14 protein-coding genes are annotated in these 13,359 nt (G+C 66.6%); 8 read left to right on the forward strand and 6 right to left on the reverse strand.

The features are described from left to right. Positions 1-120: 120 nt before the first annotated feature. Together ASG39_RS09855 and ASG39_RS09860 are read left to right on the forward strand one after the other, a co-directional pair. Positions 121-1,248: an acyltransferase gene (locus ASG39_RS09855; RefSeq protein ID WP_162242426.1), complete on the forward strand. Its 1,128-nt coding sequence runs from the start codon at positions 121-123 to the stop codon at positions 1,246-1,248. A gap of 51 nt (positions 1,249-1,299) precedes the next feature. Further along, a complete protein-coding gene (locus ASG39_RS09860; RefSeq protein ID WP_062594799.1) occupies positions 1,300-2,175 on the forward strand; it encodes an MOSC domain-containing protein in 876 nt (291 codons plus the stop codon). Here the strand turns inward: ASG39_RS09860 and ASG39_RS09865 are convergent. Further along, positions 2,156-2,560 carry a VanZ family protein gene (locus tag ASG39_RS09865; RefSeq protein WP_062594800.1) on the reverse strand — a complete coding sequence of 135 codons (405 nt, stop codon included), beginning with the start codon at positions 2,558-2,560 and terminating at the stop codon, positions 2,156-2,158. The genes ASG39_RS09860 and ASG39_RS09865 overlap by 20 nt on opposite strands. Before the next feature lie 204 nt (positions 2,561-2,764). Between ASG39_RS09865 and ASG39_RS09870 the strand changes: the two genes are divergently transcribed. The 6 genes from ASG39_RS09870 to ASG39_RS09895 all read left to right on the forward strand — a co-directional run bounded on the left by ASG39_RS09870 (position 2,765) and on the right by ASG39_RS09895 (position 9,327). Beyond that, on the forward strand, positions 2,765-4,012 hold the full coding sequence (locus ASG39_RS09870) for an MFS transporter (protein WP_062594801.1): 1,248 nt from the start codon (positions 2,765-2,767) through the stop codon (positions 4,010-4,012). A 181-nt stretch (positions 4,013-4,193) separates the two neighbouring features. Beyond that, positions 4,194-5,273 carry a quinolinate synthase NadA gene (gene nadA, locus ASG39_RS09875; RefSeq protein WP_062594802.1) on the forward strand — a complete coding sequence of 360 codons (1,080 nt, stop codon included), beginning with the start codon at positions 4,194-4,196 and terminating at the stop codon, positions 5,271-5,273. Positions 5,274-5,364: 91 nt separating this feature from the next. Beyond that, a complete protein-coding gene (locus ASG39_RS09880) occupies positions 5,365-6,963 on the forward strand; it encodes an L-aspartate oxidase (RefSeq protein ID WP_062594956.1) in 1,599 nt (532 codons plus the stop codon). A 29-nt stretch (positions 6,964-6,992) separates the two neighbouring features. Continuing rightward, on the forward strand, positions 6,993-7,901 hold the full coding sequence (gene nadC / locus ASG39_RS09885) for a carboxylating nicotinate-nucleotide diphosphorylase (protein ID WP_062594803.1): 909 nt from the start codon (positions 6,993-6,995) through the stop codon (positions 7,899-7,901). Between the two features lie 53 nt (positions 7,902-7,954). Then, positions 7,955-8,668, forward strand: a complete 714-nt coding sequence (locus ASG39_RS09890) for a sulfite exporter TauE/SafE family protein (protein ID WP_062594957.1) — start codon at positions 7,955-7,957, stop codon at positions 8,666-8,668. Between the two features lie 134 nt (positions 8,669-8,802). Further along, on the forward strand, positions 8,803-9,327 hold the full coding sequence (locus ASG39_RS09895; RefSeq protein ID WP_062594804.1) for a superoxide dismutase family protein: 525 nt from the start codon (positions 8,803-8,805) through the stop codon (positions 9,325-9,327). A gap of 16 nt (positions 9,328-9,343) precedes the next feature. Here ASG39_RS09895 and ASG39_RS09900 read toward each other — a convergent pair whose 3' ends face one another. The 5 genes from ASG39_RS09900 to ASG39_RS09920 all read right to left on the reverse strand — a co-directional run bounded on the left by ASG39_RS09900 (position 9,344) and on the right by ASG39_RS09920 (position 13,291). After that, complete coding sequence (locus ASG39_RS09900; protein ID WP_062594805.1) at positions 9,344-10,210, reverse strand: mechanosensitive ion channel domain-containing protein; 867 nt, start codon at positions 10,208-10,210, stop codon at positions 9,344-9,346. 79 nt (positions 10,211-10,289) lie between these two features. Then, positions 10,290-11,243, reverse strand: a complete 954-nt coding sequence (locus ASG39_RS09905) for an NAD regulator (RefSeq protein ID WP_156468097.1) — start codon at positions 11,241-11,243, stop codon at positions 10,290-10,292. Positions 11,244-11,259: 16 nt separating this feature from the next. Next, a complete protein-coding gene (locus tag ASG39_RS09910; RefSeq protein WP_062594807.1) occupies positions 11,260-11,817 on the reverse strand; it encodes a tyrosine phosphatase family protein in 558 nt (185 codons plus the stop codon). After that, entirely contained in the window at positions 11,814-12,434 is a 621-nt protein-coding gene (locus ASG39_RS09915) for an HD family hydrolase (protein ID WP_062594808.1), read from the reverse strand. The genes ASG39_RS09910 and ASG39_RS09915 overlap by 4 nt, the downstream gene beginning before the upstream one ends. Further along, a complete protein-coding gene (locus ASG39_RS09920; RefSeq protein ID WP_062594809.1) occupies positions 12,431-13,291 on the reverse strand; it encodes a folate-binding protein YgfZ in 861 nt (286 codons plus the stop codon). The genes ASG39_RS09915 and ASG39_RS09920 overlap by 4 nt, the downstream gene beginning before the upstream one ends. Positions 13,292-13,359 lie beyond the last annotated feature (68 nt).

A 13,359-nucleotide genomic window follows, 5' to 3' on the forward strand; every position in this document is an offset into this window, starting at 1 on the left:
CGTTAACCGCGACTTCTGAAAGGAGACGCGAATATTTGACTTGGTGTCATCGCGATGATGTTGTGTCCGGGAGCGTCACCTTTCACGACGTGACCGGAAACGGCTGCCAGCGGGATGTCCATGCGCGCCACCAGACACATTGCGAGCCTCGATGGCCTGAGAGGCATCGCCGCCTTTCTGGTGGTCGTCTCGCACGTCGCTCTTCTGTATCCGCATCTGCCGGGATGGTTCTCGCTGAATATCGGCGCGGAGGCGGTGGAGATCTTCTTCGCGCTCAGCGGTTTCCTCATGGCTAGCCTCTACGCGGCGCGCCCGATCGATCGGGTGGCCGCCACCGATTATCTCGTGCACCGCTTCGCCCGTATCTATCCGGTCTATCTCGTCGCCGTGCTGTTCGTGGTGTTTCTGTCGTCCGTCCCGGGCCTCGATTACATCCATCCGATCGAGGGTCCGGTGGAGATCCTCAGGCATGTCGTCCTGCTCGGCTCGTCCGGCGTCTTCTGGTCGGTGCCGCCGGAAATCCAGTTCTACTTCTTCTTCCTGCTGGTCTGGCTGTGCCTGTCCAATCCGAGGAAGTACCGGTTTCTCGCCCTGTTCCTGACCGTGTGCCTGATGCTGGATGCCGTCTTCGATTTCCCCGGGCCGGGCATCCTGCTGCCCTCCAAGATTCATTTCTTCCTGTCGGGTGTCGCCGCCGGCCTTCTCTTCGCATCCGGGCGCCTGCGGCCGACGGGCCCGGCCGTCGGCATCGCGACCCTGGCTCTGCTCGGCTTCGTCTTCCTGTCGAAGATGCTGATGTGGCGCGACCAGCATGACGGCTGGGGGCTGGTCATGGCCGTCACGGCGGGCGTCATCGTCTTCCTGACGGCGCAGGAACACACCCTGTCGAGAGCCGTGCTCGCGAGCCCGCCTTTGCGGTTCCTCGGCAAGATCAGCTTCTCGCTCTACCTCTTCCACGTGCCGGTCATGTTCCTGTCGATGAAGACCCTCGGCATGTTCCTGCCCGGTGCCGTCTCGGTCGTGCTGGCCGTCGGCATCGCCGTCGTCTTTGCCACCTTCTCCTATCATCTGGTCGAGGACCCGGCCCGCCGCTGGCTGGTGGAGGGCTGGAAACGGCATCGCGCCGGCCAGGTCGATGGTCTGGCCCGGCCCAGCGAGACGCAGGCCAGGGAGGCCCACACGAGAGACGCGCACCCCAGAGATGCGCAATCAAGAAACCCGAATGGAAGAATGCCATCGACGGCGTGATCCTTCGGCGGTTAGAAGGATGCACCAAGCCGCCGTCGGAGGACCGCCCAGATGCCGCAAAGTTCCCAGATACCCCTGGACGCCCGTGTCACAGCTCTCAACATCCATCCGCTGAAGAGCGGTCGGGCGATGCCTGTCGATGAGGCCGATGTCGGGTATGACGGTCTTGCCGGTGACCGCCGCTTCATGCTGGTCGATCCGGACGGCACGTTCATCACCCAGCGGGAATGCCAGACACTGGCGCAGATTTCGGCCGTGCCGCAGGCGGGCGGTGTCGATCTGAAGAAGGGCGCTGCCAGCCTGTCGGTGCGGTTTGCCGGCGACCGGCGCATGATGGTCCGCGTCTGGTCGAGCAGCGTCGATGCGGCCTGCGCCGACGATGCCGCAAACGAGACCCTGTCCTCCTGGCTCGGTCGCCCCGTCCGCCTCGTTCACATGGACGACAAGGCCGAGCGCGCGGTCGGTGCGGAATGGGCGGGCGCGCCCGCGTCCGTCGGTTTTGCTGACGGGTTCCCAATCCTGATCACGACGACCGGTTCGCTCGATGCTCTCAACCGGACGCTTGCGTCGCTGAACCAGCCAAGCGTCGGCATGGACAGATTCCGCACCAACATCCTCATCGATCACGACGGGCCATGGGACGAGGACCTTTGGGAAGCGATCGAGATCGGCGGCATCCGCTTCGATCTCGTCAAACCCTGCACCCGCTGCATCATGACGACGCAGGATCAGAAGACAGGCGAGCGGACGGGTGGAAATCCGATCGAGGCCTTGCGCGTGGAGCGCATGTCGGCCGACCGCCGGATTGCCGGCGTCTTGTTCGGCTGGAATGCGGTGCCGCGCGGCACGGGGCCCATCGCCGTGGGGGCGCCCGTCCGCATTCTTGCGACCCGCAGCGAGCGCTGGCCTATGAAGCGTCGCGGCTGATCTTTCGCCCGGCGGGGTCCGGCGCCCGGTCGTCGGAGGAAAACCACCGCCGGCGGGCGACCAGCGCCAGCTTGCCGAGCGCGAGGCCGACCACGCTCCCGATCGATTTCACCACCGCGTCGGAGACCTCTGCATGCCGGGTCGGCGAGATCCATTGCAGCATCTCGATGAAGAAGGCGGCGGCGATGAGGAACACGGCGAGGGAGAGCCAGCGGCGCGGATAGGCGATCGCGAAGATCGCTCCCGCCAGAGCAAAGGCCGCAGCCCGGTCGATACCGACCTCCGTGACGGTATGCGGTCGCCAGCCGATGGGCGAGACCGTGACGAAGACCAGGACGAGGAGGGCAGCCCAGGCGGCTGCACGAAACAGGGAGCGCAGTGTCATCGGACCGTCATAGAGCCTGCGGGCCTATGTTGCAATGCACACTGGCGTGTTCGCTGTTGCAGCATGAACGAAATGGTGTCCTTGACGTCATCCGATCAATCCGATTGATCCGTTCGTCACGCGAATTCACTTTCGATCCTGCTTTCGCTCGCCTAATCTTCATAGCTTGCCTTGCCTGCACGGCACACCCTCCGGAGCCCGACCATGTCCGCCGCCATCCCGTCCGTTGCCGTCCCGCCCGGTACCACCCCCCGCCGAGGCTTGCCATGGCTCATCCTCGTTTCGGGTTCGCTGGTGGCGATGCTCACCTTCGGGCCGCGCTCGGCCATGGGCTTCTTCCAACTGCCCATGCTGGCGGATCTCGGCTGGGACCGCACGACCTTTGGCCTCGCCATGGCCCTGCAGAACCTCTGCTGGGGCCTGAGCCAGCCCTTCTTCGGCGCGATGGCCGACAAATACGGCACGTGGCGGGTGCTGGCGCTGTCGGGCGCGCTGTACGCGACAGGCCTGATCGTCATGGCCTTCGCCACGGCGCCGGTCTGGCTGCATGTCGGGGGCGGCGTGCTGGTCGGGCTGGCCGTCGGCGCAGGGTCTTTCGGCACGGTCCTCTCGGCCTTTGCCCGCAACGTCACGCCGGAGCAGCGCTCCATGGCGTTCGGCATCGGCACAGCCGCGGGCTCCGCCGGCATGTTCCTGTTCGCGCCGCTGAGCCAGGGCCTCGTCTCGGCCTTCGGCTGGTCCGACAGCCTTGTCTATCTCGGCCTCATGATGCTGGTCGTGCCGCTCGTCGCCATTCCCCTGCGCGGCAACGCCACGTCCGGCTCGCAGAAACAGTCGGTCTACAAACAGTCGATCGGCGAGGCGTTGAAGGAGGCGCTCGGCCACAAGAGTTACCTTCTGCTCGTGTCCGGCTTCTTCGTCTGCGGCTATCAGATCGCCTTCATCACCGCGCACTTTCCCGCCTATATCGGCGACATCGGCATCGATGCGCGCTACGCCGTCATCGCGCTCGCGCTCATCGGCTTCTTCAACGTCATCGGCTCGCTGTCGGCGGGCGTCATCGGGCAGCGATATTCCAAGCCCTATCTTCTCTCTCTGATCTATATCGGCCGTTCGATCATCGTCGCGGCTTTCCTCCTGCTGCCGCAATCGCCGCTGAGCGTCATCCTCTTCGCCATCGCCATGGGTCTGCTCTGGCTATCGACCGTGCCGCCGACGAATGCCCTGGTGGCCATCATGTTCGGCACGCGCCATCTCGGCCTGCTCGGCGGCATCGTCTTCCTGTCGCACCAGCTCGGCTCGTTCCTCGGCGTGTGGATGGGCGGCTATCTCTACGATCATTTCGGATCCTATGATCCGGTCTGGTGGATCGGCGTCGCCCTTGGGCTCGCCGCCGCCGTCGTCAACTGGCCCATCGAGGAAAAAGCCGTCACCCGGCCGGCGATGGCGTGACGCACCCGCCCGAGGCGGTCGCTTATGCTCGACCTGATAAAAAGCCTGTCCGGCCGTCTTGATATCCGTCACAAAACTTTCTAATTCAGCAGAACCGGCAATGCCGGTTTTGTTTTGGCCCGTTTATGCTCATTATGAGTATATGCGATGTCGTGGTGGAGCGGCGGAGAGGGAGGACGGCATGACGCAGGCAGTTCATTCAAGGGACGATGGAGCGCCGCGGCACCTGCCGACGGCTGCCGAGCGCTTCGGCGTGCGCCCGATGCCGGACCTCGCCTTCACGCCCGAGATTGCCCGCGAGACGGAGCATCTCTACCGCAAGGTCAGCGATTTCATCCCCGCCTTCGAATGGCCGGTCTATGCGCCCTATGTCGCCGCCATCAACCGGCTGAAGCGGGAGCGAGGTGCCGTTATCCTCGCCCACAACTACCAGACGCCCGAGATCTTCCACTGCGTGGCCGATATCGTCGGGGATTCCCTTCAGCTTGCCCGCGACGCGACGCGGGTGGATGCCGAGATCATCGTTCAGTGCGGCGTGCACTTCATGGCCGAGACGTCGAAACTCCTCAACCCGCAGAAGACGGTGCTCATTCCCGATTCCCGCGCCGGCTGCTCCCTGTCGGAATCGATCACTGGCGCCGATGTCCGCCTGTTGAAGCAGCGCTATCCCGGCGTGCCGGTCGTGACCTACGTCAACACCTCCGCCGACGTGAAGGCCGAGACCGACATCTGCTGCACCTCGTCCAACGTGCTGGCCATCGTGGAAAGCCTGGAGAGCGACACCGTCCTCTGCATCCCCGACGAATACCTGGCGATGAACGTCGCCAGGCAGACCAAAAAGACGATCCTCACCTGGAAGGGGCATTGCGAGGTGCACGAGCGCTTCACGGCCGCCGAACTGCTTGCCTACAAGGCCGCGCATCCCGGCATCGAGATCATCGGCCACCCCGAATGCCATCCGGACGTGATCGCGGTCTGCGATTTCGCGGGCTCCACCGCCGGCATGATCTCCTACGTCAAGGACAAGCGCCCGCCGAAGGTTCTGCTGGTCACCGAATGCTCCATGGCCTCCAACATCCAGGCGGAGGTCGAGGGCGTCGAGTTCGTCAAGCCGTGCAACCTCTGTCCGCACATGAAGCGCATCACCCTGCCGAAGATCCTCGACAGCCTGTTGACCATGACGGACGAGGTGCTGATCGATCCCGAGATCGCCGACCGCGCGCGGCTGGCCGTCGAACGGATGATCAACCTCAAGCAGTAGCGCTCCAGGCCATCCGTCGTCTCGGACAAGAGGGATGGCGGAGGCCTGCGAGACGCGAGATGGCCTCACGGAGGCGGCGGAGGAGACTGCCATGCTGACCGATCATTTTCGTCCCCAGTCCTTCAACGGCATCGATGACATCGTCATCGTCGGCGCCGGGCTGGCCGGCCTGTTCTGCGCGCTGAAGCTCAGTCCGCGCCCGGTCACGGTGCTGGCGGCCGCACCCATCGGCCATGGCGCCTCCTCGGCCTGGGCGCAGGGCGGGATCGCCGCGGCCATGAGCCCGGGCGATTCGATCGACAGCCACGTGGCCGATACGCTGGCGGCCGGGGCCGGCATTGTCGACGAGAAGATGGCCCGTGGCATGGTCGCGGAAGGTCCGGCCCGCATCCACGATCTCCTCGCCTATGGCGTGCCCTTCGATCGCGATCTGGAAGGGCATCTGCTGCTCTCGCGCGAGGCCGCGCATTCGGAGCGGCGCATCGTCCGCGTCAAGGGCGACATGGCCGGGCGCGCCATCATGGAGGCGCTGATCGCCACCGTCCGGGCAACGCCCTCGATCCGCGTCATGGAAGGCTATGTCGTGGAGGATCTGATCCGCGAGGGCCGCTTCGTCGCCGGCGTCATCGCCCGGCCGGATGCCGGACAGTCGCGAACCCGCGTCTCCTTCCCGGCGCGCGCCGTCGTCCTCTGCTCGGGCGGCGTCGGTCATCTCTTTGCGGTCACCACCAACCCGCGCGAGGCGAGCGGGCAGGGCGTCGGCATGGCGGCCCGCGCCGGCGCGATCATCGCCGATCCCGAATTCGTCCAGTTCCACCCGACCGCGATCGACATCGGCCGCGACCCCGCGCCGCTCGCAACCGAAGCCCTTCGCGGCGACGGGGCGCATCTCGTCAACGGCGCCGGCCACCGCTTCATGCGCGCCATCCACCCCGACGGCGAGCTTGCGCCGCGCGACATCGTCTCGCGCGGGGTGTTTGCCGAAGTCTCCGCGGGCCGTGGCGCCTTCCTCGATTGCCGCGAGGCCATCGGCGACCATTTCCCGCAGGCCTTCCCCACGGTCTATGCCTCCTGCAAGGCGGCCGGCATCGACCCGGTGACGCAGCCGATCCCGGTCGTGCCGGCCGTCCACTATCACATGGGCGGCATCCTCACCGACGCAGAGGGTCGCACCTCGATCGACGGGCTTTGGGCGGCGGGCGAGGTAACGTCCACCGGCGTCCATGGCGCCAACCGGCTTGCCTCGAACTCCCTGCTGGAGGCCGTCGTCTTCGCCGCCCGCATCGCCGAGAACATCCAGGGCATGCTGCCGGCGCCGCGCCAGGGCAACTGGGCCGGCAATGCCGGCGAGAGCGACGATCTCGTGACGGTCGAGGACAGCCCGCAACTCCGAAAACTCCGCCGCATCATGTCCGCCCATGCCGGCGTCATCCGCGATCGGGCGGGCCTGCTCACCGCCGCCCGCGCCATCGCAACGCTGGAGCGCGACACGCCGCGGCTGCGCTTTGCCAACATCGTCACGACCGCCAAACTGATCGTGGCCGGCGCGCTTGCGCGCGAGGAAAGTCGCGGCGGTCATTTCCGCTCCGATTTCCCCGAGCCGAACACCCGCTGGCAGCACCGGACCTTCCTGACGCTCGACGAGGCCGACCGGATCGTCGCCGACGCGACGGAAACCGCACTTGCCTGATGCTAAAGCTTCCTTTCGAGAGACCCGCGATGACCGCTCTTCCACCTTACATGCCCACCCTCATGGTCGAGGACATCGTCCGCGCCGCCCTGCTCGAGGATCTCGGCCGCGCCGGCGATATCACCACGGCGGCCACCATCGCGCCGCATCTCGAGGCGACGGCCATCCTGAACGTCCGGGAGGCCGGGGTCGTCGTCGGCCTCGATCTTGCCCGCGCCGCCTTCCGCCTGGTGGATCCCGCGCTGGCCTTCGAGGCGCTGGCAAAGGATGGCGATCGCGTCGTCGCCGGCACGGCCATCGCGCGCATCTCCGGCCCGGCCCGCGGTCTCCTCTCGGCGGAGCGGGTGGCGCTGAACTTCCTCATGCATCTGAGCGGCGTCGCCACCCTGACCGCCCGCTATGCCGACGCCATCGCCCACACGGGCGCAAACGTCTGCTGCACGCGCAAGACGCTGCCCGGCCTTCGCGCGGTCGAGAAATATGCGGTGCGGCTCGGCGGCGGGTCGAACCACCGCTATGGCCTCGACGATGCCATTCTCATCAAGGACAACCACATCGCGGTGTCCGGCGGCGTCGCGCCGGCCATCCGCGCGGCCCAGGCCTATGCCGGCCACCTGGTCAAGGTGGAGGTCGAGGTGGACGGGCTGGAGCAGATGCGGGAGGCGCTGACCGCCACGCCCGACGCGATCCTGCTCGACAATATGGGACCGGACCTGCTGCGCGAGGCCGTGGCGCTGAATGCCGCGCATTGGGGGCTCCCGGCCGATCCGTACGCGACGGACCGGCGGCGCACGCGGCTCGAGGCTTCGGGAAACGTCGATCTTAAGACCATCGCCGCCATTGCCGAGACGGGCGTGGACTATATCTCCACCTCCAAGATCACCATGGCGGCGCCGACGCTCGATATCGGTCTCGACATCGGGATCGGCGCCCCCTGACGGGACAAGCCCGTTGGAGACGACAACGGAGACGGCATTTGAGCGATATCTGGATGTTCATCCTCATCGGCTTTTTCGCGCAACTGGTCGATGGCGCGCTCGGCATGGCCTTCGGGGTCCTGTGTACCACCGCTCTTCTCGCCTTCGGCATGCCGCCGGCGGTCGCCAGCGCGATGACGCACATCACGGAGGTCTTCACCACGGCGGCCTCCGGCGCCTCGCATGTCTGGCAGCGGAACGTCGATTGGAAGCTCGTGGCGCGTCTCGCGCCGGCCGGCATGATCGGCGGCATTCTCGGCGCCTACATCCTCTCCAACATCGACGGCAAGGTCATCGAGCCGTTCGTGTCGGTCTACCTCATCCTCATCGGCCTCTATATCCTGTTCAAGGCGTTCCGGCCGACGTCCCGGCGCGATGTGCATGACGGGTTGGTGCCCGTTATCGGCTTTGCCGGCGGCGGCCTCGATGCGGCCGGCGGCGGCGGCTGGGGTCCGATCGTCACGACCTCGCTCATCGGTCGCGGCCACAACCCGAAGAAAGTGATCGGCTCCACGAGCCTCACCGAGTTCGCCGTGACGCTGACGATTTCCGCCACCTTCATCGTCACGCTCGGCTGGTCGCAACTCGATGCGGCGGTCGGCCTCATCATCGGCGGTGTGCTGGCCGCGCCCATCGGGGCCTATATCGTCAAGCACCTTCCGGTCCGCCCGCTGATGGTGGCCGTCTCCCTCATCATCATCGTGACATCCGTCATCCGTTTCATCTGACCGTCGTGCCTTCGCATGCTCCTCACGCGCTTGTGTGGGGAACCGCCCGGGGTTGCCCGGCGTTGCAGTTCTGCGGTCGTGCGACGACGCGACACCGTTTCCCGTGGGATCGGGAGCATCAGGGAAGGAACATCATGAGATCGGCATTGATCACTCTCACGGCAGCCACGCTGGCTGCCACCGTCGCAGCGGGCCCCGCCGCCGCGCAAATGCAGTCCCAGACGGCCAAGGCTAGCTTTGTCGGCAAGGACGACAAGGAGACCGGCCGTGCGCTCCTGACCGCCGGCAAGAATGGCGTGTTCATGGAGGTCGAGGTGACCGGCCTGCCGGCGGGTACCTGGGTCGCATTCCACGTGCATGAAACCGGAAAATGCGATCCGGCCCATAAGCACGAGTCCGCAGGCGGCCACTTCAACCCGGACAAGACGGAACACGGCTTCCTTGCGGCCAACGGCCCGCATGCAGGCGATATGCCCAACCAGTATGTCGGTGCAGACGGCACGCTGCGCGCGCAGGTGTTCAACAGCATGGTGACGCTGGACGATAAGGCCAACGGCATCCGAGGGCGCGCCCTGATGATCCACGCCAAGCCCGACGACAATCGCAGCCAGCCGTCCGGCGACGCGGGCGAGCGTCTCGCCTGCGCCGTCATCCAGTAAACCTGGCGGCTGCTGATCAGGGACCGAGAGGGCCGGGGTCATCGCCCCGGTCTTCGTCCGTCTGGGCTTCTGTCTTGTCTTCCGGCTCGGGCTTCACCGCAAACTCGTCCTTCACCTGCTTCAGCATGCTGCGCGTCGTCGCCCACCAGTTCGACGTCGAGACCCAGTAGCGCAGCGTGACGCTGGCCGCATCGCCCGCAAGTTCCGAGATGAACACGGACGGTGCCGGTGTCGCAAGAACGGTGTCAGTGCCCTTGGCGATATCCAGCAGCCGCCGCATCGCCGCGTCGAGGTCTTCGGCGGCGCCGACGGAAATCGTCAGGTCGTGCTTGCGCGTTGGCAGGCGGCTGAAATTGCGCACCGGCGTGTTCCAGAGCGTCGAATTCGGAGCGAGCCGATAGACCCCGTCGGAATCCACCAGCTCCGTCGCAAACAACCCGATCTCGCGAATGGTGCCCGTCACGCTCGATGTCTCGATGGATTCGCCGACCCTGAACGGCCGGAGGACGAGGAGCATGATCCCGGCCGCGATATTCTGCAGCGTGCCCTGCAGAGCGAGGCCGACGGCGAGGCCGGCAGCACCGAGTGCGGCGATGATCGAGGCCGTCTGCACCCCGAACTGGCCGAGCACGGTGACGAAGACCAGCACCAGCAGGGCGTAGCGGATGATGTTGGAGAAGAACCGGGCCAGCGTCTCGTCGATCCCGTGCACCCGCTTCAGGCCGGCATAGGCCCAGTTGTGCAGCAGCCGGGCAATAAGCCAGCCGGCACAGAGCAGCACCAGTGCGCCGACGATCGAGAACGAGTATTGCACGGCCAGAGCGGACGCCTGGCTGAGCGCCGTGCGGGTCGCAAGGATGACGTCTGGCTGTTGTGATTCCATGAAAGGCCCTCTTCGTTGGAAGGAGGGGACATGGGGCGGGAGGCCCGCGGGTCAACCGCACGCCGCATCTTGGTACGGTTCAGCGACTGCCGAGTTTGAGGCCCGGCGCCGGTCGCTCGTCAAGGATCTGCCGTCGAAAGCGGAAGAGCGCGGCCGGTCGCCCGCCGGTCGCCCCAGTGGTCATGCCCGTCGGCTCCACCAGCGACGCACCCTCCACGAGCCTGCGGAAATTCTGCTTGTGCAGGTGCCGTCCGGAAATGGCCTCGACCGCTTCCTGCAGGCGCGTCAGCGAAAATTCCGGCGGCATGAGTTCGAAGATGACGGGCCGGTATTTGATTTTTCCGCGCAGCCGCGCGACGGCCGTGGCGACGATCCGGCGGTGATCGTGTCGCATGGCCAAACCGACGCCCTGACCCACGCCATCGGGGCGTGTTTCCAAGCCGTGCCCCTCGGCATCGCTGCGGCTTTCCGCAACGAGCCCCGCCTCGTAGAGCAACTCGTAGCGCTCCAGCACGCGTTCCTCGTCGAACGGGAAATCGTCGAGGCCGAAGGCGAGGCGCAGGCGGCTGCGTCGGTTGGCGGGGTCGTCCCGTTCCCAGGCGGCCAGGGCCGGCAGGATGACGCGATCGAGCACCGCGGGGCGTCCGCGCCGCCAGTCTTCCCACGGCAGATACGCATACCAGTCACGCCACTGCGCTCCGACCTCTGCCAGGCGCAAGGTGGTCTCCGGGTCGCTCCGCGTCAGCGCGAGATAGCCGACGGAGACCATGTGCAGGCGATCCTCGTTCGCCAGCCGTTGCCGGCCATGGTCGCCAAACGTGTAGAGCTGCTCGATATAGCCGAGATCGAGCGCCGTCTGCTCCTCGACGCGTGCCCGCAGGCTTGTTTCGAAGGTGCGGTGCATGGCCGGGTCGAAGGGGCCGAAGGGCAGGGCATCCAGCCCCCCATCGCCGCCCTCGCTGACGACGAGAATGCGCGGCGATCTGTCGACCATCGCGACGATGGCCGCGTTCAGACCGATTTCCACGGTCATTTCGCCTCCAGCATCTTTATTCGGCATCGGCGGGCACCATCGGCGGGGTGACGGAAAAAGGCAGGGGGTCGAACACGAACGGCGTGTTGCCGTCCGCGTCCCTGCCGCGCCCGATGCGCTTCATGGCGGCCACCAGCCGGCCGCCGCGGCCGAGCATGGCATCGCCGATCGCGATCAGCCGGGCATTGGGCGTGGCAAAGGGCGAGGCCGCGCGCAGCCGGTCCGCCAGGGCCTCGTCGTCCTGGTCGGGCGCGATTGCCAGCGCGACGATGGCGGCTGCCGCCGGCGAGCGCGACACGCCCATCCAGCAGTGGACCAGCAGCGGCGTCTCGCGCTGCCAGGCGCGGGCAAAAGTGACGATCGCCTCCACGTGTGTCTCGGCGGGCGCAATCAGCCTGTCATTGCCGGCAAAGGTGATGTCGTTCAGTCCGAGCGTCAGGTGCCTCTCGGCGGCGATCACCCCCGGTCGGTGGAACGTGTGCCCCACGGCCATCAGGCTCAGCATGTCGCGGCAGCCGTGCCGGACGGCCATTTCCCCGATCCGGGCAAGCGGCGAGACGACGATCACGCTCATGGTTCCGCCCTCTCCGATCCGCGATCCGTCGCCCGCTCGGCCTCGATCGCCTCGAACCGCGCCACGAACAGCCGCTGCGCATCGAGCGCGGGCAGGGGCTCCATCGCCAGCATGTCGCGGGTGATGCCGCGCGGCTGGCCGAAGATGCGCCGGGCTTCTTCCAGCGTGAAGCCGGCAAGCACGGTCGCTTCGAAATAGGCGGCGATCTGGTCGGCCTTCTTGATCCGGTCCTTGACCGTGTCGGGCGTGATCGGCGGCAGGCCGAACCGCAGGTGGATCGCGCCTTCAAGCCGCTTTTCCACCACCTTGTAGCCGCCGCCGACCACCGCCTTGAACGGCGAGATCATGTCGCCGATGACATATTCGGGCGCATCGTGCAGTAGCGCCATCTGGCATTCCGCCGCACTCGCGCGGCCGTTGCGGCGAAAGATCTCCTCGACGATCAGCGAATGCTGCGCGACCGAAAAGGCATGCGGCCCGTGCGTCTGCCCGTTCCACCGCGCCACGCGCGCCAGTCCGTGCGCGATGTCGGAAAGCTCGACGTCGAGCGGCGATGGATCGAGCAGATCCAGCCGCCGACCGGAGAGCATGCGCTGCCAGGCCCGTGGCGACATCAGGCGCCGGCCTCGGAAGTTTCAGGCGTCGCGTCCGGCAATGGCACGGGGAAGGCAAGCCCGGTCCAGGCGGGCAGCGCCAGCGCCACCTTGACTTCGCCTGCGAGAATGTCCGTGCCCCGCGCCAGCGCCTCGCCCACCTTGTCGATCCGCACGATGGCAAGGCCCGTGTGGCCGGCGACGCTGCCGAGCGTGCCGATCGCCTTGCCGCCGACCGTGATCGCCGTGCCGGAGGCGGGCAGATCGGAGACACCCTCGACCGTCACCACCCGCCGCCGCGCCGTGCCCCGGTGCTGCATGCGGGAGACGACCTCCTGCCCGACATAGCAGCCCTTGCGGAAGGAAAGGCCACCGTTCTTGTCGAGAAGAATGTCGTGGGGAAAGGCGTCCTGCAGCACATAGTCTGCGCCGGAGACGGCGATGCCGGCCGCAATGCGCGCGGCGTCGATCCGCCCCTCGACGTCATCGACGCCCTTGACGCCGTAAATCCGGAAGATCGGCGCGCCCGATGTCGCAAACCGCACGTCGCGCAATGCGCCCTCGACCGGCTCGAACGACACGGCGACATCGGTGTCGGCGTCGAGAGACAGCGTGATCGGCGCGCGAAGCTTGTAGAGCGTCAGCCGCTTGAGGAGCGCGGGCGCCTGGTCCGCGTCCGTCTCCAGCCGCAGGCCGCTTTCCGTCCGGCTCACGAGGAAGTCGAACAGGATCTTGCCCTGCGGCGTCAGCAGCGCGCCGGGACGAACCTCATCCGCGGCCAGCAGCACGAGGTCGGTGGTGATCAGCGCCTGGAGAAACGCGACGGCCGGCTCTCCGGAAACCGTGACGAGAGCGCGATCGGGGACAGCGAGAAGGGACATGGTCGATCCTGAAAGGGCTGGACTGCCCAGGGAATGGAAATCGGTCGAGCGCAGCCTGCAAGCGTCAA

Source organism: Rhizobium sp. Leaf371 (genome assembly GCF_001424045.1).
Classification (GTDB): Bacteria; Pseudomonadota; Alphaproteobacteria; order Rhizobiales; family Rhizobiaceae; genus Ferranicluibacter.